Annotated in this window: 22 protein-coding genes and 1 tRNA gene; 21 read left to right on the top strand and 2 right to left on the bottom strand. The window is 57.8% G+C overall.

The features are described 5' to 3' along the window. The first annotated feature begins 103 nt into the window (after positions 1-103). Positions 104-946, top strand: coding sequence for a mechanosensitive ion channel family protein (locus HKK57_RS16260; protein ID WP_029300326.1), 843 nt, complete (start codon positions 104-106; stop codon positions 944-946). Between the two features lie 174 nt (positions 947-1,120). Here HKK57_RS16260 and HKK57_RS16265 read toward each other — a convergent pair whose 3' ends face one another. Further along, complete coding sequence (locus HKK57_RS16265) at positions 1,121-2,416, bottom strand: OprD family porin (protein WP_029300325.1); 1,296 nt, start codon at positions 2,414-2,416, stop codon at positions 1,121-1,123. Between the two features lie 728 nt (positions 2,417-3,144). Between HKK57_RS16265 and HKK57_RS16270 the strand changes: the two genes are divergently transcribed. After that, positions 3,145-3,570, top strand: a complete 426-nt coding sequence (locus HKK57_RS16270) for an HIT domain-containing protein (RefSeq protein WP_029300324.1) — start codon at positions 3,145-3,147, stop codon at positions 3,568-3,570. 3 nt (positions 3,571-3,573) lie between these two features. Then, positions 3,574-3,780, top strand: a complete 207-nt coding sequence (locus tag HKK57_RS16275) for a SlyX family protein (RefSeq protein WP_029300323.1) — start codon at positions 3,574-3,576, stop codon at positions 3,778-3,780. 81 nt (positions 3,781-3,861) lie between these two features. Here HKK57_RS16275 and HKK57_RS27160 read toward each other — a convergent pair whose 3' ends face one another. Continuing rightward, a complete protein-coding gene (locus tag HKK57_RS27160; protein ID WP_029300321.1) occupies positions 3,862-4,464 on the bottom strand; it encodes a cold-shock protein in 603 nt (200 codons plus the stop codon). Positions 4,465-4,869: 405 nt separating this feature from the next. Between HKK57_RS27160 and HKK57_RS16285 the strand changes: the two genes are divergently transcribed. The 18 genes from HKK57_RS16285 to HKK57_RS16370 all read left to right on the top strand — a co-directional run bounded on the left by HKK57_RS16285 (position 4,870) and on the right by HKK57_RS16370 (position 18,623). Beyond that, positions 4,870-5,343, top strand: coding sequence for a Dps family protein (locus HKK57_RS16285; protein WP_029300319.1), 474 nt, complete (start codon positions 4,870-4,872; stop codon positions 5,341-5,343). Between the two features lie 192 nt (positions 5,344-5,535). Beyond that, positions 5,536-5,886 carry a ribbon-helix-helix domain-containing protein gene (locus HKK57_RS16290; protein WP_029300318.1) on the top strand — a complete coding sequence of 117 codons (351 nt, stop codon included), beginning with the start codon at positions 5,536-5,538 and terminating at the stop codon, positions 5,884-5,886. Positions 5,887-6,049: 163 nt separating this feature from the next. Further along, a complete protein-coding gene (locus tag HKK57_RS16295) occupies positions 6,050-6,271 on the top strand; it encodes an FmdB family zinc ribbon protein (protein WP_029300317.1) in 222 nt (73 codons plus the stop codon). Positions 6,272-6,381: 110 nt separating this feature from the next. Continuing rightward, on the top strand, positions 6,382-8,157 hold the full coding sequence (aspS, locus tag HKK57_RS16300) for an aspartate--tRNA ligase (RefSeq protein WP_029300316.1): 1,776 nt from the start codon (positions 6,382-6,384) through the stop codon (positions 8,155-8,157). Positions 8,158-8,292: 135 nt separating this feature from the next. Further along, positions 8,293-9,039, top strand: coding sequence for a YebC/PmpR family DNA-binding transcriptional regulator (locus HKK57_RS16305; protein WP_029300315.1), 747 nt, complete (start codon positions 8,293-8,295; stop codon positions 9,037-9,039). A 157-nt stretch (positions 9,040-9,196) separates the two neighbouring features. Then, complete coding sequence (ruvC, locus tag HKK57_RS16310; protein ID WP_005790910.1) at positions 9,197-9,721, top strand: crossover junction endodeoxyribonuclease RuvC; 525 nt, start codon at positions 9,197-9,199, stop codon at positions 9,719-9,721. A gap of 63 nt (positions 9,722-9,784) precedes the next feature. After that, on the top strand, positions 9,785-10,396 hold the full coding sequence (gene ruvA / locus HKK57_RS16315; protein ID WP_029300310.1) for a Holliday junction branch migration protein RuvA: 612 nt from the start codon (positions 9,785-9,787) through the stop codon (positions 10,394-10,396). Beyond that, a complete protein-coding gene (gene ruvB / locus HKK57_RS16320; RefSeq protein ID WP_029300308.1) occupies positions 10,397-11,455 on the top strand; it encodes a Holliday junction branch migration DNA helicase RuvB in 1,059 nt (352 codons plus the stop codon). It abuts the gene before it with no gap. A 138-nt stretch (positions 11,456-11,593) separates the two neighbouring features. Beyond that, positions 11,594-12,049 (top strand): tol-pal system-associated acyl-CoA thioesterase, encoded by a 456-nt coding sequence (gene ybgC, locus HKK57_RS16325; protein ID WP_029300306.1) that lies wholly within the window; start codon positions 11,594-11,596, stop codon positions 12,047-12,049. 1 nt (position 12,050) lies between these two features. After that, a complete protein-coding gene (gene tolQ / locus HKK57_RS16330) occupies positions 12,051-12,746 on the top strand; it encodes a protein TolQ (RefSeq protein WP_029300305.1) in 696 nt (231 codons plus the stop codon). 23 nt (positions 12,747-12,769) lie between these two features. Beyond that, a complete protein-coding gene (tolR, locus tag HKK57_RS16335; protein ID WP_162473200.1) occupies positions 12,770-13,222 on the top strand; it encodes a protein TolR in 453 nt (150 codons plus the stop codon). Next, entirely contained in the window at positions 13,222-14,295 is a 1,074-nt protein-coding gene (gene tolA / locus HKK57_RS16340; RefSeq protein ID WP_029300302.1) for a cell envelope integrity protein TolA, read from the top strand. Before tolR ends, tolA begins: the two co-directional genes overlap by 1 nt. Positions 14,296-14,312: 17 nt before the next feature. After that, the gene (tolB, locus tag HKK57_RS16345) at positions 14,313-15,593 is read left to right on the top strand and encodes a Tol-Pal system beta propeller repeat protein TolB (protein ID WP_169851059.1); all 1,281 of its coding nucleotides are present in this window, start codon (positions 14,313-14,315) and stop codon (positions 15,591-15,593) included. A gap of 55 nt (positions 15,594-15,648) precedes the next feature. After that, complete coding sequence (pal, locus tag HKK57_RS16350; RefSeq protein WP_029300299.1) at positions 15,649-16,149, top strand: peptidoglycan-associated lipoprotein Pal; 501 nt, start codon at positions 15,649-15,651, stop codon at positions 16,147-16,149. Positions 16,150-16,155: 6 nt separating this feature from the next. Next, on the top strand, positions 16,156-16,980 hold the full coding sequence (gene ybgF / locus HKK57_RS16355) for a tol-pal system protein YbgF (protein WP_092237813.1): 825 nt from the start codon (positions 16,156-16,158) through the stop codon (positions 16,978-16,980). 165 nt (positions 16,981-17,145) lie between these two features. Continuing rightward, positions 17,146-17,793 carry a 7-carboxy-7-deazaguanine synthase QueE gene (gene queE, locus HKK57_RS16360; RefSeq protein WP_029300296.1) on the top strand — a complete coding sequence of 216 codons (648 nt, stop codon included), beginning with the start codon at positions 17,146-17,148 and terminating at the stop codon, positions 17,791-17,793. Between the two features lies 1 nt (position 17,794). Further along, the gene (gene queC, locus HKK57_RS16365; RefSeq protein WP_029300294.1) at positions 17,795-18,484 is read left to right on the top strand and encodes a 7-cyano-7-deazaguanine synthase QueC; all 690 of its coding nucleotides are present in this window, start codon (positions 17,795-17,797) and stop codon (positions 18,482-18,484) included. A 63-nt stretch (positions 18,485-18,547) separates the two neighbouring features. Further along, a tRNA-Lys gene (locus tag HKK57_RS16370) sits at positions 18,548-18,623 on the top strand. Positions 18,624-18,772 lie beyond the last annotated feature (149 nt).

The raw sequence follows: 18,772 nt of genomic DNA on the forward strand, positions 1-18,772 counted from the left end.
CTTTTCGACGTCCCACGCCCCAGCACCTGCAGAAACGATTGAGCCCTTCGGGGCTCAATTGCTGTGGCGACCTATATATGCAGTGGTAAACAGGAGAATCTAGATGGACTTGAATGCTGAAGTGGATCATTTGATCAAGGCTTCCCAAGCCTGGGTCCCGATGATCATGGAATACGGCAGCCGGGTGCTGCTGGCGGTATTGACCCTGGCCATTGGCTGGTGGCTGATCAACAAGCTGACCCACAAGGTTGGGCGCCTGCTGGCCCTGCGCAATGCCGACCTGGCGTTGCAGGGCTTCGTGACCAGCCTTGCGAACATCGTGCTCAAGGTGATGCTGATCGTCAGCGTGGCCTCGATGATTGGCGTCGAAACCACTTCGTTTGTTGCCGCGATTGGTGCCGCGACCCTGGCCATTGGCCTGGCGTTGCAAGGCAGCCTGGCCAACTTCGCCGGTGGCGTGCTGATCCTGCTGTTCCGTCCGTTCCGTATTGGTGACTGGATCGAAGCCCAGGGCACGGCGGGCACCGTCGATAGCATCCAGATCTTCCACACGGTGATCCGTACCGGCGACAACAAGACGGTCATCGTGCCTAACGGCATCTTGTCCAACGGCATCATCACCAACACCAACCGCCAGCCAACCCGCAAGGTGGTGTTTGATGTGGGTGTCGACTACGAAGCCGACCTGCAGAAAGCCCGCGCAGTGCTGCTGGAACTGGCCAAGGACCCACGGGTTCTGGCGGACCCAGAGCCGGTCGCTGTGGTTTCGACCCTGGGCGACAGTTCAATCACTGTTTCCCTGCGCGTATGGACCAAGACGGCGGATTATTGGGATGTGATGTTCATGTTCAATGAACTGGCGCGTGACCGTTTGAAAGCGGCGGGAATTGATATCCCGTTCCCGCAGCGTGTTATTCGCGTGATGCAAGACGCGCCTGCCAAATAAACGGGTACAGGGATTTAACTTGGCTGAAGAGTCAGGTTTCGTCTCGGCAATAAACTTGATAGTTAGCTTGCTAGTTATCAAGGTCGCAGAAATAAAAGTGTAATAAAAAAGCCGCTCACTGGTTAAAAGTGAGCGGCTTTTTCATTAAGAGCCGAAGCCCTCGGGCATCTTTGATTACAAGATGTTCAGCGGGTATTGCGCAATCAAACGCAGTTCGTCGATGGACGAAGAACCGTAGTAAACACCGTCAGACGAACGATAAGTCGCTTGGCGAATACGCAGGCTCAGGTCTTTGGCCGGGCCGCTCTGGATCACGTACTTGGCTTCGAGGTCGCGTTCCCACTCTTTGCCGTTCGAGGTCAGGGCGGTGTTGGCGCCGCTACCAGTGACGTACGCAGCCAGGAAGCTCAGGCCAGGTACGCCGAAGGTGGCCATGTCGAGGTCATAACGGGCCTTGAAGGATTTCTCGCCTTCGGCGTTGAAGTCGGAACGGGCCACGGAGTTGGCCAGGAACACTGTACCGCCGCCATCGATGCCGTAGCCGTAATCGCCGTCACCGGTAACCTTCTGTGCAGCCAGGGTGAAGGTGTGTGCACCGATGGTGTAGGCACCCTGCAAGCTGAACGCGCGGTTGTCGAGTTTGGTAACGTCGTCTTTGAAGGCGCGTTGCAGGCCGGCTCCGTCGCTCTTGGTGTCGTAGATGTTGAAGTCTACGGCCACCGACTGGTCATCGCTAAGGGCGTGGGTCCAGTTGACGTTGGCGTAGTATTTGCGCCAGTAGTCTTCGACTTTCGAGTAGTAGAGGCTGGTGGTGAACTCAGGCGTCCAACCGTAGGTGCCGCCCACGAAATTGGCTTGCTTGATGCCTCGGGAGGTTTCAGGGAAGTCGAGGATACTGTCCTTGAAGGTTTGCGCCTGGGCAACGCTGGAAGTGAAGTGGCCGGCTTCCAGCTTGAGGTCCTTGATCTCGTTACTGACGATCGAGATACCTTGTGGCAGCTCTGGCAGCAAGCGACTGTCGTCGGATGCGAATACCGGTGCGGTGGTGTACTGGTCGCCGACTTTCAGCACGGTATTGGAGAGGCGGAACTTGATGGCACCGCCGCCCTTGGAGTATTCATCCTCTGAGCGGCCATCCGAACCTTCCGGGAACAGGCCGGTGCCATTACGGCCTCTGCCGCTGTCCAGTTTCACGCCCAGCAAGCCGATAACGTCAACACCCACACCGATGGTGCCCTGGGTGAAACCCGACTGGTACAAACCGTTGAAGCCCAGGCCGGTTTCCCGGGTGTAGCTCGTACCCGACTTGTTGTTGCGGTTATCTCGGCTGAAGTACAGGGTGCGGGTATTGATGCTGAACGTACTGTCTTCGACAAAGCCCTTGGCATCATCTTGGGCGGACGCCATTGCAAACTGTGAGGTGCCTGCTGAAACAGCGAGGGCGATCATGCTCCACTTCATCACGCGCATCGTGATTTGCTCCTTTGGTTTTAGGAAGAGTACTGCCGTCCCACCTGTATTTTTGTCTGGGCGGCTCTTTCTTTTTTGTGACAGCGCAAACTTATAGCACGCTGGCAATAATTGGCGATACTTGCACATCTGTCCTTTCAGCTTCTTTACGAGGCTGTCGTAAATTGCTAGATCCATGTCGCAAATCTACAGTCTGTTTGTAGCCAGACTGACAACTTCAATACTGTTTTTAATACCCTGGACAGAGGTGCAAAGTACCCTGTTCAAAGTTTTAAAACTTCCTGTTTGTGTATTGACTCACTGTTCTTTTTATCGTGAAGCACCGCCTTCCTGGCAGGTGCCGTTGTCGACGATATGGGAGTGAATGCAACAAGCGTGCTCAAACTGCCAGGCAGATGTCATTTTTTCGTGAAAAATGTGGTGAGTCTGTGAAAACCGCCTGGATGCGGGGCTTTTGCGTGGTTTTTTTTGGAATTCGGGGCGTTGGTTGTGCGGGATTTCGAACGGGTGAAAATACGTTTCCGTCAGAAATGTTACCGGTTCACCCTGCGCAGTGAGTAATCGGCGGATAGGTCCTGCCCGATGCGGGGCATAAAAGACTCATTTTGGTGCGTTGGCTTGCGGTCGGCAGATTGCCCATGGGGTGTGCGGCGATTGCCCCGTGAAGCAGCCGTCATTCGCAGGTATGCTGGGCGCCTGAAACTGACTAGCCGAACGGAGTGCCTGCGGTGTTCGCCTTGGATCCACGTCTGCAAAACGACACCTTGCCCATCGGGGAATTCCCCCTGTGCCGGCTGCTGCTGTCCAACGACTCTAACTACCTCTGGCTTATCCTGGTGCCGCGCATTGCCGGTATCAGCGAAGTGTTCCAGCTCGATGCTGGCGACCAGTCCCGGTTGTGGCACGAAACCACCACGTTGGCGCAACTGCTCAATGACGGATTCGGCGCCGATAAGATGAACATCGGTGCGCTGGGTAACGTGGTCAACCAGCTGCATGTGCACGTGATTGTGCGCAAGCGCGACGATGCGGCCTGGCCCGCACCGGTCTGGGGCAGGCACCCGGCGGTACCTTATTCCGACGACCAGGTAGCGCTGATTCGAGCCCGCCTGCGGGAGTTGATGCCGCCCGAATTCACTTTTGCCCAGGATTGAACCATGGACCTGCAAGACCGCGTGATGGACCTTGAGAGCCGCCTGGCTTTCCAGGACGACACCATCGAGACATTGAATGACATCCTGGTTGCCCAGCAGCGTGCGGTCGAGCGCCTGCAATTGCAGATGGCTGCCTTGCTCAAGCGTCAGGAAGAAATGGGCGGGCAGTTCGAATCCTCCGAGGAGGAGGCGCCGCCGCCTCATTATTGAGGGCAGGGGAAAACTTGCGGCCATAAAAAACCGCGATGCAGTTTCAACTGCATCGCGGTTTTTTTTCGGGCCTGGTCTGAATCAGCGACGCGGCAGGGCGGCGATCACGTCTTCAGCTTGCAGGCCTTTGTCACGGTTCATGACGGAAAACTCCACGCGCTGGCCTTCTACCAGAACGCGATGGCCTTCGCCGCGAATAGCCCGGAAGTGGACGAAGATATCGTCGCCCGAGTCCCGGGAAATAAAGCCGAAGCCTTTGGAGGTGTTGAACCACTTGACGGTCCCGGTATCCCGGTTGGTCATGTCGTAGTTTTGCGAAGTGGCCGGAGCAGACGAACGGTAGAAGCTGATGGCCAGGTGAAGAACGATAGCGACCACAGCGATGGCCAGGCTGAGCAGGATGGCTGGATGGCCGCCGACTTCAGGCATGGGGGCCAGGAGGGTGAGGGTTTGTACGACGACAGTCAGTACCAGCAATGCGCTGACCAGGTTTTGCAGTTGATGGCGTGTGCCTTTGTTCCAGTAGGGAATCACTGGCGCCAGCGTCAGGTTGAGAAGGCCGAACAGAGCCAGGTACAGCGCGTCGTGTTGTTGCAGGTACGGCAGGCTTTCTGGTTGCAGGCTCGGGATAAAGGACAGCAGCAAAGCTGCAGCGCCCGTTAGCAGGTGGACGATTTTCAACATTTTGATTAACTCACGTTAAGACGGATCACAAGGAAGAGCTGACTGGCACGGTTCGCTTCTGAACAATGGGAGGCGTTGGGCACGTGCGCGGTTATCAGCCTATGCCGCTTGCCGCAGGAAATAGCGGTGGCGACACGCTGCCTATTTAACAGCAAAGCCTGTGCCTTCTCAAATCAAGCGTTTCAAGGCGTTGCGAAGATCATGGCATTTGTGCGGCAAACCCTTGTCCTAGACAGGTCAGGCTGCTTTTTGCCACGCCACGCCCTGCTGCTCGTGGTTACGCGCGCTGTAACACGGCGATTTGCCGCAGGCCTGCTGCGGCACCAGGGCTGCGCAAGGCGGGTACTCTTGCTAGAGTGGGTAAGCACCTGATCAATGAATTTTCATCAATTGAAGGGAATAGACATGGCAATCGATATCGGTATCAGTGAAGAAGATCGTAAATCCATTGTTGACGGACTTTCACGGCTGCTTTCAGATACCTATGTACTTTATCTGAAAACCCATAACTTTCATTGGAACGTCACGGGGCCGCAATTCCGTACATTGCACTTGATGTTTGAAGAGCAATACAACGAGCTGGCGCTGGCAGTTGACTCCATTGCCGAGCGTATTCGTGCCCTGGGCTTTCCTGCGCCGGGCGCTTATTCCATCTATGCCCGTTTATCCTCGATCAAGGAAGAAGAAGGCGTGCCCAGCGCTGAAAACATGATCAAGCAACTTGTCGATGGGCAAGAAGCCGTTACCCGGACGGCGCGCGGGATCTTCCCGTTGCTTGATAAGGTCAGCGACGAGCCGACCGCGGACTTGCTGACCCAGCGCATGCAGATCCACGAGAAAACCGCCTGGATGCTGCGCTCGCTGCTCGAAGGCAAATAAACCCTACGGGCCAGTGGTGCCTGGCAGGCGCCACTGGCTTGGCCTGATCACTTCCGGATACTCACGTTGGCTTGTCCTACGTACACCGACTCCCCGTCTTCTGGCTGCTCGTGGCTGCTTGATGTTTTATAGGCTCAACGGCAACTAAGAGCAGTTCATTCAACAGCCGTTTGGCAAGGGAGTGTCAAGTGTATGTCGCGTGGTATGGGTAATGGTGTGATGGAAACTTCCGGTTTTCAAAAGATCAAGATTGATCCCTTTGTCAAAGGGTTTGATATGGCGCTGGCGCGGCCATTGTCGCGGTCTGTCCGATTAAATGGTTTCTCGACATGCCTGCGGCTTGAAGAAGTCTATTGGAATATTCTTGCTGAGATTGCCAGGATCAATACCTGCTCGATCAGTGCGCTGCTGTCGTACGTGGATCGCGAAGTGCATTTACGTTATGGCGGAGTCAAGAATTTCAGCGGGCTGGTCCGGGTGGTGTGTGTGGTTCATGCGCTCAAAGGGCAGGCATCGGCCACAAGCCAGGCCGGCCTCATGTAGTCGGGTTGCGCGGTAGTGCAGGGGCTGGGCGGTTCTCTATATAGTGCGCTGCACGTTGCTACGGCTGCACAGCCTCGATTTAACGGATATAATCTCGCCCTTTGCTGCGCACCCGGCTGGTACGGGGCGTGGCGCAGCAGTGACGTGATCGCCGAGATACTCCATGCCCATGTACGATTACCAATGCGCTTCCTGTGGTCACCAATTGGAAGCCATTCAGAAGATCAGCGACGCGCCGTTGGTCGATTGCCCCGCTTGCCGGGCGCCCGAGCTGAAAAAGATGTTGTCCATGCCGGGCTTTCGCCTGAGCGGTAGCGGCTGGTACGAGACCGACTTCAAGACCGGCGCCAAGAAGAATCTGGCGGGCGGCGACAAAGCAGACTGAGTTGAACTCTACGCGCGAGCTCCTGCATTATCCGTGGCCTGACTCAACAGGTGCGGTGCCCGAGCAGGAACTCCACCGAATTTCGAATTACGAGAAGTGAAACCACTACCATGATGCGCAGCCACTATTGCGGCCAACTGAACGAGACCCTGGAAGGTCAGGAAATCACCCTTTGCGGATGGGTTCACCGTCGCCGCGACCATGGCGGGGTGATTTTCCTCGATATCCGTGATCGTGACGGTCTGGCCCAGGTGGTATTCGACCCGGATCGCGCCGAGAGCTTCGCCGCCGCCGACCGCGTGCGCAGCGAGTACGTCGTGAAAATCACCGGCAAGGTTCGCCTGCGTCCGGCCGGTGCCACCAACGCCAACATGGCGTCGGGCATGATCGAAGTCCTGGGCTACGAACTGGAAGTGCTGAACGAGTCGGAAACCCCGCCGTTCCCACTCAACGAGTTCTCTGACGTTGGCGAAGAAACCCGCCTGCGTTATCGCTTCCTCGACCTGCGTCGCCCGGAAATGGCCGAGAAGCTGCGCCTGCGTTCGCGCATGACCACCAGCATCCGTCGCTTCCTCGACGAGAATGGCTTCCTGGACGTCGAGACGCCAATCCTGACTCGCGCTACGCCAGAAGGCGCACGTGACTACCTGGTGCCGAGCCGTACCCACGCCGGTAGCTTCTTCGCCCTGCCGCAATCGCCGCAGCTGTTCAAGCAACTGCTGATGGTTGCCGGTTTCGACCGTTACTACCAGATCGCCAAGTGCTTCCGTGACGAAGACCTGCGCGCCGATCGCCAGCCTGAATTCACCCAGATCGACATCGAGACCAGCTTCCTCGATGAAAAAGAGATCATGGGCCTGACCGAAGAAATGATCCGCAACCTGTTCAAGGAAGTGCTGGACCTGGAATTCGGCGAGTTCCCGCACATGACCTTCGAAGAGGCCATGCGCCGCTACGGTTCCGACAAGCCAGACCTGCGTAACCCGCTGGAACTGGTCGACGTTGCCGATCAGCTCAAGGAAGTCGACTTCAAGGTGTTCAGCGGTCCGGCCAACGACCCGAAATGCCGCATCGCCGCACTGCGTGTGCCTGGCGGCGCGAGCATGCCGCGCAAGCAGATCGACGACTACACCAAGTTCGTCGGCATCTACGGCGCCAAGGGCCTGGCTTACATCAAGGTCAACGAGCGTGCCAAGGGTGTTGAAGGACTGCAGTCGCCAATCGTCAAGAACATCCCGGAAGACAAGCTCAATGTGATCCTCGATCGCGTCGGTGCCGTTGATGGCGATATCGTGTTCTTCGGCGCCGACAAGGCCAAGATCGTCAGCGAAGCCCTGGGCGCGCTGCGGATCAAGCTGGGTCATGACCTCGACCTGCTGACCTGCAAGTGGGCCCCGATGTGGGTCGTCGACTTCCCGATGTTCGAAGAGAACGACGACGGCAGCTTCAGCGCCCTGCACCACCCGTTCACCGCGCCCAAGTGCACGCCGCAAGAGCTGGAAGCCAACCCGGCTGGCGCTCTGTCCCGTGCCTACGACATGGTGCTCAACGGCACTGAGCTGGGTGGCGGTTCGATCCGTATCCACCGCAAAGAAATGCAACAGTCGGTCTTCCGCCTGCTGGGTATCAACGAAGCGGAACAGGAAGAGAAGTTCGGCTTCCTGCTCGACGCCCTGAAATACGGCGCTCCACCCCACGGTGGCCTGGCCTTCGGCCTTGACCGCCTGGTGATGCTGATGACCGGTGCCCAGTCGATCCGTGAAGTGATTGCCTTCCCGAAAACCCAGAGTGCTGCGGACGTCATGACCCAGGCGCCAGGTGTGGTGGATGCCAAGGCACTGCGCGAGCTGCACATCCGTCTGCGCGAGGCGCCGAAGGCTGAGTAAGGCTGCGGCGTGAAAGCGCAATAAGGTTGTACGCAGTCAAAAAGGCGCATCTTCGGATGCGCCTTTGCGTTTAAAAGAGGGAAATCCTGCCTGGGGTGGGATTGAAAGGTTTCTAGAGAATTTCGGAGTTGTGTTATGGCTGGCCATTCCAAGTGGGCGAACATCAAGCACCGCAAAGAGCGTCAGGATGCCAAGAAAGGCAAGATCTTCACCAAGTGGATTCGCGAACTGACCGTCGCAGCCCGCCAGGGCGGCGGTGACCCAGGCTCCAACCCACGCCTGCGCCTGGCGTTGGACAAGGCCCTGGGCGCCAACATGAGTCGCGACATCATCGACCGCGCCGTGGCCCGTGGTGCGGGTGCGGCGGATACCGACGATATGGTCGAACTGACCTATGAAGGGTACGGCCCGGGCGGTGTCGCGGTAATGGTCGAGTGCATGACCGACAACCGCAACCGCACTGCAGCTGCCGTACGCCATGCGTTCAGCAAGTGTGGCGGCAACCTGGGTACGGATGGTTCGGTGGCCTATCTGTTCGAGCGCAAGGGGCAGATTAGCTTCGCGCCGGGGACGGATGAAGATGCACTGATGGAAGCCGCGATGGAGGCGGATGCCGACGACGTGGTGACCAACGAAGACGGCTCCATCGACGTGTTTACCTCGTTTGCCGGCTTCTACGCGGTGCGTAACGCCTTGGAAGCTGCTGGCTTCAAGGGCACCGACGCGGAAATCGTCATGCTGCCGACCACCAGCGCCGAACTGGACCTGGATGGCGCGCAAAAGGTGCTCAAGATGCTGGATATGCTTGAAGACCTGGATGATGTGCAGAACGTGTATTCCAATGCCGACATCCCGGAATCCGTCGCCGAACAGCTAGTCTGAAGGCTGGTGTAGGCCAAAATGTGGGAGCGGGCTTGCTCGCGAAAGCGGTCTGTCAATCAGTACATGCGTGACTGAAGTACCGCTTTCGCGAGCAAGCCCGCTCCCACATGGGATCTTCTCTGTATCAAAAAATGTGTTTACCCAACCCGCAGGCGTTATGACTTTAATCCTAGGTATCGACCCCGGTTCGCGCATCACCGGCTTTGGCGTGGTGCAGCAGACGCCGCGTGGCTGCATCTACGTCGCCTCGGGGTGTATCCGTACCGGCGCTGGCGAGCTGGCCGAGCGCTTGCAGATTGTCTATCGCGGTGTGCGCGAAGTGATCCAGACCTACGGGCCGGTGACCATGGGCATTGAAAAGGTGTTCATGGCCAAGAACGCCGACTCGGCCCTGAAGCTGGGCCAGGCCCGTGGCGCAGCCATTGTTGCCGGGGCGGAGGAGGGTATGGAAATCGCTGAATACACCGCGACCCAGGTCAAGCAGGCTGTGGTCGGCACCGGTGCGGCCAATAAAGAGCAGGTGCAGATGATGGTCATGCACATGCTCAAGCTCACGTCAAAACCACAGATCGATGCCTCTGACGCGTTGGCCATCGCCATTTGCCATGCCCACACCCGTTCCAGCCTGCTGCCCCACGGCCTTGGTACGGCACGCAGTCGTGGCGGGCGCCTGCGTCTCTGATAGCATCAGCGCAATCGTTATGGTCGGGCCTCGATCTGACCTCAAGCTTTAAGGATCTGAACCGTGATTGGACGCTTGCGCGGCACCCTGGCTGAGAAACAGCCGCCGCACCTGATTCTGGATGTAAACGGGTTGGGGTATGAGCTGGAAGTGCCCATGACCACCCTGTATCGCCTACCGTCGGTCGGTGAACCGATAACCTTGCACACCCATCTGGTGGTGCGCGAAGACGCGCAACTACTCTATGGTTTCATTGGCAAGCGCGACCGGGACTTCTTCCGCGAGCTGATCCGCCTCAATGGTGTCGGCCCGAAATTGGCCCTGGCATTGATGTCGAGCCTGGAAGTGGACGAGTTGGTGCGTGCCGTTTCGGCCCAGGACACCTCGGCACTGACCAAGGTGCCGGGGGTCGGCAAGAAAACCGCCGAACGCCTGCTGGTAGAGCTCAAGGACCGCTTCAAGGCCTGGGAAGTGGTGCCAAGCATGTTTGCCCTGGTACCCAACCAGCCGGATCTGCCGGCGGCCCAGGTTGCCAGTGCCGAAAGCGACGCCGTCAATGCGCTTATTTCCCTGGGCTACAAACCCCAGGAAGCCAGCAAGGCAGTGTCAGCCATCAAGGACAAGAACCTGAGCGCCGAAGACATGATCCGCCGAGCCCTGAAGGGAATGATTTAAGTGATTGAAGCTGATCGTCTGATTGCAGCCACCGGCCCTCGCGACCGTGAAGAGGTCCAGGATCGGGCCATTCGCCCCCTGAGCCTTGCCGACTACATCGGCCAACCCACCGTGCGCGAGCAGATGGAGTTGTTCATCCAGGCGGCGCGCGGGCGTGCCGAGTCCCTGGACCACACGTTGATCTTCGGCCCGCCGGGGTTGGGCAAGACCACCCTGGCCAATATCATCGCCCAGGAAATGGGGGTGTCGATCAAGAGCACCTCCGGCCCGGTGTTGGAGCGCCCGGGCGACCTGGCCGCGCTGTTGACCAACCTTGAGCCCCATGACGTGCTGTTCATCGACGAAATCCACCGGTTGTCGCCCATCGTCGAAGAGGTGCTGTACCCGGCTATGGAAGACTTCCAGCTGGATATCATGATTGGCGAAGGGCCGGCTGCGCGCTCGATCAAGCTGGATCTGCCGCCGTTCACCCTGGTTGGCGCCACCACCCGTGCGGGTATGCTGACCAACCCGTTGCGAGACCGTTTTGGCATTGTTCAACGTCTAGAGTTCTATAGCACTGCTGACCTTGCGACGATTGTCAGTCGTTCGGCGGGGATTCTCGGTTTGCCGCTCGATCCGGAAGGTGCCTTTGAGATTGCCCGGCGCGCCCGTGGCACGCCACGGATCGCCAACCGTTTGCTGCGTCGGGTACGGGACTTTGCCGAAGTGCGAGCCAAGGGGCATATCACCAAGGCCGTGGCCGACCTGGCGCTGAACCTGCTGGACGTCGATGAACATGGTTTCGATCATCAGGACCGGCGCCTGCTGTTGACCATGATCGAAAAATTCGATGGTGGGCCGGTGGGCGTGGACAGCCTGGCCGCTGCCATCAGTGAGGAGCGCCATACCATCGAGGATGTTTTGGAGCCTTACTTGATTCAACAGGGTTACATCATGCGTACACCGAGGGGCCGTGTGGTCACGCGCCATGCGTATTTGCACTTCGGGCTAAACATTCCGTCACGATTGGGGGAGATGCCTGTGGTAGACGAATTCCTCGATGCAGTGGACGATTAAAAAGGCATGGCGAGTCGATTTATTCGACGTTTGTGCTGTCCTAGTGGCTGGCGTCGTCATTCTTTCGTTAGAAATGTTGCAGAGAATGAAAAACAGTTGCCTGGCCGGATTGGCAACCTGAGGAGTAAGCACTAGAGTATGCGCGCGCAAAACGGGGATCAGTCGTTCGCACATCGCTGTCGCGTTTATTACGAGGACACCGATGCGGGCGGCATCGTGTATTACGTCAACTACCTGAAATTCATGGAACGGGCTCGAACCGAGCGGCTGCGGGAGCTGGGCTTTGCCCAATCCCAGCTTGCAGGGGAGGACCTGTTATTTGTCGTGCATTCCAGCGAGGCCCGTTACCACGCGCCGGCGCGACTGGACGATGAGTTGCTGGTCAGCGCCGAAGTAATCGAATTGAACCGTGTCAGCCTGCGCTTTAAACAGCAGGTCAGGCGGGCAACGGATGCAACGCTGCTCTGTGAGGGGCAGTTCCTGGTGGCGTGTGTGCGCACCAATAGTTTGAAACCCCGGGCCATTCCCGAAGCTTTACGTGCGGCCTTTGCCGGCGTGAGCGGCGCCGGTAAACAATCAGAGCAGGAGATTTAGCGTGGAACCTACCGTCGTCGACCATTCCTCCATGTGGAGCCTGGTCAGCAATGCCAGTGTCGTGGTTCAACTGGTGATGCTGACCCTGGTAGCCGCATCGGTTACCTCATGGGTCATGATTTTTCAGCGCAGCAACCTGCTGCGTGCCGGTCGACGTGCCCTGGAGAGCTTCGAAGAGCGCTTCTGGTCGGGTATCGACCTGTCCAAGCTGTATCGCCAGGCAGGCAGCAACCCAGACCCGGATTCGGGCGTAGAACAGATCTTCCGCGCCGGTTTCAAGGAGTTCTCCCGCCTGCGTCAGCAGTCCGGCGTTGACCCGGAAGCGGTCATGGAAGGCGTGGCCCGTGCGATGCGCGTCGCGATCTCCCGTGAGGAAGAAAAGCTCGAACAGAGCCTGCCGTTCCTCGCTACCGTCGGTTCGGTCAGCCCGTATATCGGCCTGTTTGGTACCGTATGGGGCATCATGAACTCCTTCCGTGGCCTGGCAACGGCCCAGCAAGCGACCCTGGCCACCGTGGCGCCGGGTATCGCCGAAGCGCTGATCGCCACTGCCATCGGCCTGTTCGCTGCAATCCCCGCAGTAATTGCCTACAACCGTTTCGCCGCCACCAGCGAAACCCTGATTGGCCGTTACTACACCTTCGCCGATGAATTCCAGGCGATCCTGCACCGTAAAGTGCACACCAGCGAAGAATAAGCAGGTAATTCCCAATGGCTTTAATCGCTCGAGCTCGCAAAAAGCGCAAGCCGGTCGCCGAGATGAACGTAGTGCCTTACATCGACGTGATGCTGGTGCTGCTGGTGATCTTCATGGTGACCGCGCCGATGCTCAATCAGGGTGTGAAGGTTGATCTGCCCAAGGTTTCCAGCGAAGCCTTGCCGCAGGACAACAACACCCAGGTCCTGACCATCTCGATCAAGGCTGACAAGACCTATTACTGGAACCTTGGCAGCGAAGTCGACACCCAGAAGCAACAGGACAAGGCCATGACCTTGCCGCAAATGACCGACGCGGTGACCAAGATCATCCGCGCCGGCAATGAAGGCGGCAAGCACACCCAGGTGTTCATCCGCGGTGACAAGTCGGTCGACTACGGCTCCGTCATGGGCGCCATGGGCGGGCTGCAGAAGGCCGGGGTCGGTAATGTTGGCTTGATTACCGAGGCGCCCTGATGCAGCAACAGCGAGAGCCGTCCGCCTCGGAAAGCTTCTTCTGGCCTAGCGTCTGGGCAATTGCCCTGCACGTTCTGGTGTTTGGCATGCTGTTTGTCAGCTTTGCCATGACGCCGGAGCTGCCGCCAGCCAAGCCGATCGTGCAGGCGACCCTGTATCAGCTGAAATCGAAGAGTCAGGCCACCACCCAGACCAATCAGAAGATTGCGGGTGAGGCCCAGAAGTCGGCTGCGCGCCAGACTGAAGTCGAACAGATGGAACAGAAGAAGGTCGAGCAGGAAGCGGTGAAGGCTGCTGCGGAACAAAAGAAAGACGAGGCGGCTCAAAAGGCCGAAGAATCGAAAAAGGCTGACGAAGCCAAGAAGGCCGACGAGGCGAAAAAGGCTGATGAAGCCAAGAAAGCCGAGAAAGCTGCCGAAGCTAAAAAAGCCGAAGAGAAACAATTGGCTGATATAGCCAAGAAGAAATCTGAAGAAGAAGCCAAGAAAGCGGCTGAAGAAGAGGCCAAGAAAAAGGCCGCTGAAGAAGCCAAGAAGAAGATAGTCGAAGACGCGAAGAAGAAAGCCGCCGAAGACGCCAAGAAAAAAGCTGAAGCAGACGAGGCGAAGAAGAAAATCGCCGATGACGCGAAGAAGAAAGCTGCCGCCGATGCCTCGAAGAAAAAGGCCCAGGAAGCAGCGCGTAAATCCGCCGAAGATAAAAAGGCCCAGGCCTTGGCTGATTTGCTTTCCGACACGCCGCAACGTCAGCAAGCCTTGGCCGATGAACGTGGTGATGAAGTCGCGGGCAGTTTCGACGACCTGATTCGGGCGCGGGCAGCAGAGGGCTGGACACGTCCACCTTCGGCACGCAAAGGCATGACAGTGGTGCTGCAGATCGGCATGTTGCCGGACGGTACGGTGACTTCGGTCAGCGTGGCCAAGTCCAGTGGCGACGGTTCGTTCGACAGTTCAGCGGTTGCAGCGGTCAAGAACATTGGCCGGTTGACCGAGATGCAGGGAATGAAACCAAGCGACTTCGCTCCCTATCGTTCATTCAAGATGACATTCACACCTGAGGATCTAGCCTTGTGAGAAACCTTCTTCGAGGAATGCTTGTCGTTATTTGCTGTATGGCAGGGATAGCGGCGGCGGATGAAAAGAACATCCTGGTAACCAGCGGTAGCGATCGGGCGACTCCGATTGCAGTAGTGCCGTTTGGTTGGCAGGGCGGTAGCGTACTGCCGGACGATATGGCGGAAATCATTGGTAATGACCTGCGCAACTCGGGTTACTACGCGCCTATTCCGAAGCAGAACATGATCAGCCAGCCGACCCAAGGCAGCGAAGTGATCTACCGTGACTGGAAAGCCCTGGGCGCCCAGTACCTGATGGTAGGCAGCATCGTGCCAGCGGGCGGTCGCCTGCAGGTGCAATACGCTCTGTTCAACGTGGCCACCGAGCAACAAGTGCTGACCGGTAGCGTGTCGGGCAGCGTCGACCAACTGCGGGACATGGCGCACTACATCGCCGACCAGTCGTTCGAAAAACTGGTGGGTATCAAAGGTGCGTTCTCTACCCGCATGTTGTACGTGACGGCTGAGCGTTTCTCGGTGAACAACACGCGCTACACCCTGCAGCGTTCGGACTACGACGGTGCCCGGGCAGTGACCCTGCTGCAATCGCGCGAGCCGATCCTGTCGCCGCGTTTTGCGCCGGATGGCAAGCGTATCGCCTATGTGTCGTTTGAACAGAAGCGTCCGCGCATCTTCGTCCAGCACATCGACACCGGCCGCCGTGAGCAGATCACCAACTTCGAAGGTTTGAACGGTGCACCAGCCTGGTCGCCGGATGGCAATCGCCTGGCATTCGTACTGTCCAAGGACGGTAACCCGGATATCTACGTGATGAACCTCGGTTCGCGCCAGATCACCCGTGTCACTTCCGGCCCTGGCATCAACACTGAACCGTTCTGGGGCAAGGATGGTTCGACCATCTACTTCACGTCAGACCGTGGCGGCAAACCGCAGATCTATAAGAGCAGTGTTGGCGGTGGTGGTGCAGAACGTGTGACCTTTATCGGCAACTACAACGCCAATCCGAAGCTTTCGGCCGATGAAAAGACCCTGGTAATGATCCATCGCCAGGATGGGTTCACTAATTTCAAGGTGGCGGCCCAGGATTTGCAGCGCGGAAGCGTAAAAATCCTCACAGATAGCACTCTTGATGAGTCGCCTACTGTTGCGCCCAACGGCACCATGGTAATCTACGCCACCCGCCAGCAGGGCCGGGGAGTCTTGATGCTCGTGTCCATTAATGGACGCGTAAGGCTCCCGCTTCCTACCGCACAAGGCGAAGTCAGAGAACCGTCCTGGTCCCCTTACCTGAACTGACGCGGCGCTACAAAAAGAAGTACTTAACACACTGGGGTTCATTAGGAGTTTCACGATGGAAATGCTGAAGTTTGGTAAGTTTGCTGCTCTGGCTCTGGCTCTGTCCGTAGCCGTTGGTTGCTCGTCTAAAGGCGGCGACAATGCCGGTGAAGGCGCAGCTGTTGATCCAAACGCTGGTTACGGCGCCAACACTGGTGCAGTTGACGGCTCCCTGAGCGAAGAAGCTGCTCTGCGCGCGATCACCACTTTCTACTTCGAATACGACAGTTCGGACCTGAAGCCAGAAGCCATGCGCGCTCTGGACGTTCACGCGAAAGACCTGAAAGGTAACGGCGCTCGCGTTGTACTGGAAGGCAACACCGACGAACGTGGTACTCGTGAGTACAACATGGCACTGGGCGAGCGTCGTGCGAAAGCCGTTCAGCGCTACCTGGTACTGCAAGGCGTTTCCCCAGCTCAGCTGGAACTGGTTTCCTACGGTGAAGAGCGTCCAGTTGCTACCGGCAACGACGAGCAATCCTGGGCTCAAAACCGTCGCGTCGAACTGCGTAAGTAATTCGTCATGCGAACGTGCCGTCGTGTTGTAACCGTATTGGCTCTCAGCCTCGCACCGCTTGCGGTGTGGGCTGCGGTTCCCGTGGAAGATAGCAACTCTGGCTATAACAATAGTGGGAGCAGCTATCCACCTGCAGGTTATGGCACGAACGGCGCCTATGCGGGGGGAGCGGCCACGGCCGCTCCTTCGGCACAGGGCGAACTGTTCAACCAACTGCAACGCATGCAGGATCAATTGGCGCAGCAACAAGGCACCATTGAAGTTCTGCAGAATGAGGTGCGTCAGCTCAAGCAAGAAGGCCTGGAGCGTTACCAGGATCTTGACCGACGTATAGGAACCGGCGTTACACCAGCCGCTACTCCTGATAATTCTTCTGCCGGTGGCGCCGCAAGCGCCGCCGGTGGTGCAGCCGCAGGCGCCACACAGGCCCCTGCCGCCAGCAGCGAACCGGCTGACCCGGCGAAGGAAAAGCTGTATTACGACGCAGCCTTCGACCTGATCAAGGCCAAGGATTTCGACAAGGCCAGCAAGGCGTTCACCGCTTTCCTGGGTCGTTATCCAAACAGCCAGTATGCGGGCAATGCCCAGTACTGGTTGGGTGAGGTCAACCTGGCCAAGGGTGATTTGCAGGGTGCAGGCCAGGCGTTTGCCAAGGTCAGCCAGCTTTACCCCAAGCACGCCAAGGTGCCTGATTCGCTGTACAAACTGGCTGATGTAGAACGCCGCCTGGGTCATACCGACAAGGTCAAAGGCATTCTGCAGCAAGTAGTGGCCCAATACCCGGGCACATCTGCCGCCCAGTTGGCCCAGCGCGATTTGCAGCGTTTGTAAGCATTGCTGATCCGCTTGGAAGAAACCCGCGCCTGTCGCGGGTTTTTTCGTTAGAATCCACGCCCTTTTATGAAATACGCTTTTTGGGGTTCACGCTTTGCCGGGATCCCATGAAGTGCCTGACGGAGGCGGACAGCCTGTTTAGCTGTTACGCCCGTGGCGACTATGCAAGACACATTACGCATCACCGAAGTTTTTTACTCGTTACAGGGTGAAACGCGCACTGCCGGCCTGCCCACAGTATTTGTGCGCCTGACCGGTTGCCCGTTGCGCTGCCAGTACTGTGACAGTGCCTACGCGTTCAGCGGCGGCACTATTCGTACCCTCGACGACATCCTGGAGCAGGTGGCAGGCTACAAGCCGCGCTACGTCTGTGTTACAGGCGGCGAGCCGTTGGCCCAGCCCAATGCCATTCCTTTGCTCAAGCAGCTGTGTGACGCCGGTTACGAGGTGTCCCTTGAAACCAGCGGTGCCCTGGATATTTCCGCAGTCGATCCTCGCGTCAGCCGAGTGGTTGACCTGAAGACGCCAGACTCCAAGGAAGCGCATCGCAATCGCTATGAAAATATCGAGTTGCTCACCGCCAACGACCAGGTCAAGTTCGTCATCTGTTCACGGGATGACTATGACTGGGCCAATTCCAAGCTGATCCAGTACGGTTTGGACCGACGCGCCGGCGAGGTGCTGTTTTCTCCAAGCCACCATGACTTGAACGCTCGCGACCTGGCTGACTGGGTGGTCGCGGACAATCTGCCGGTGCGCCTGCAATTGCAGCTGCATAAATATCTTTGGAACGACGAGCCAGGACGCTGAAATGACTGAACAAACCACTGAGCAAAAACGTGCCGTAATCCTGCTGTCTGGCGGCCTCGACTCCGCCACCGTGGTGGCGATGGCACGTGCCGAGGGTTACAGCTGCTATACCATGAGCTTCGACTATGGCCAGCGCTCCCATGCCGAGTTGCACGCCGCCGCCCGTGTCGCCCGCGACCTCGGCGTGGTGGAGCACAAGGTGATTGGGCTGAACCTCAACGGCATTGGCGGCTCGGCCCTGACCGACAGCACCATCGACGTGCCTGAGGCGCCCACTGAGGGCATCCCGGTCACCTATGTGCCGGCACGCAACACCGTGTTCCTGTCGCTGGCCCTGGGCTGGGCAGAGGTACTCAATGCCCGCGACATCTTTATCGGCGTCAACGCCGTCGACTACTCCGGCTACCCGGACTGCCGTCCAGAGTTCGTCGAGTCGTTCGAGCGCATGGCCAACCTGGCGACCAAGGCGGGCGTAGAAGGGCACGGCTTCCGTATCCAGGCGCCACTGCAAAACCTGAGCAAGGCGGATATCGTCAAGGCAGGTGTAAGGCTTGGTGTCGACTACTCGCTGACTGTTTCCTGCTACCAGGCAGACAATGACGGTCGTGCATGTAGGAAATGTGACAGCTGCCGACTGCGTGCAGAAGGCTTCCAAGCGGCCGGAATTACTGACCCAACGCGTTATTTCTGATTTATTTAAAATAAGGTGTTGAATAATCCTTAGAAATCAGTATTATACGCGCCACCACACAGCGGGTCGTTAGCTCAGTTGGTAGAGCAGTTGGCTTTTAACCAATTGGTCGTAGGTTCGAATCCCACACGACCCACCATTTTTGGCGGTTTAGAAAATCCGGAAGGCCCACGCAAGTGAGGATTTCCGGGTTTTTTTTTGCCCGCGATTTGGTGAGTACTGAGCTGGAAGGTTTCGGAAAAGCCGATTCAACCTGTCAGGAATGCAGCCGTCTGAGGCGAAATCTAG

It is taken from the genome of Pseudomonas sp. ADAK21 (assembly GCF_012935735.1).
Classification (GTDB): domain Bacteria; phylum Pseudomonadota; class Gammaproteobacteria; order Pseudomonadales; family Pseudomonadaceae; genus Aquipseudomonas; species Aquipseudomonas proteolytica.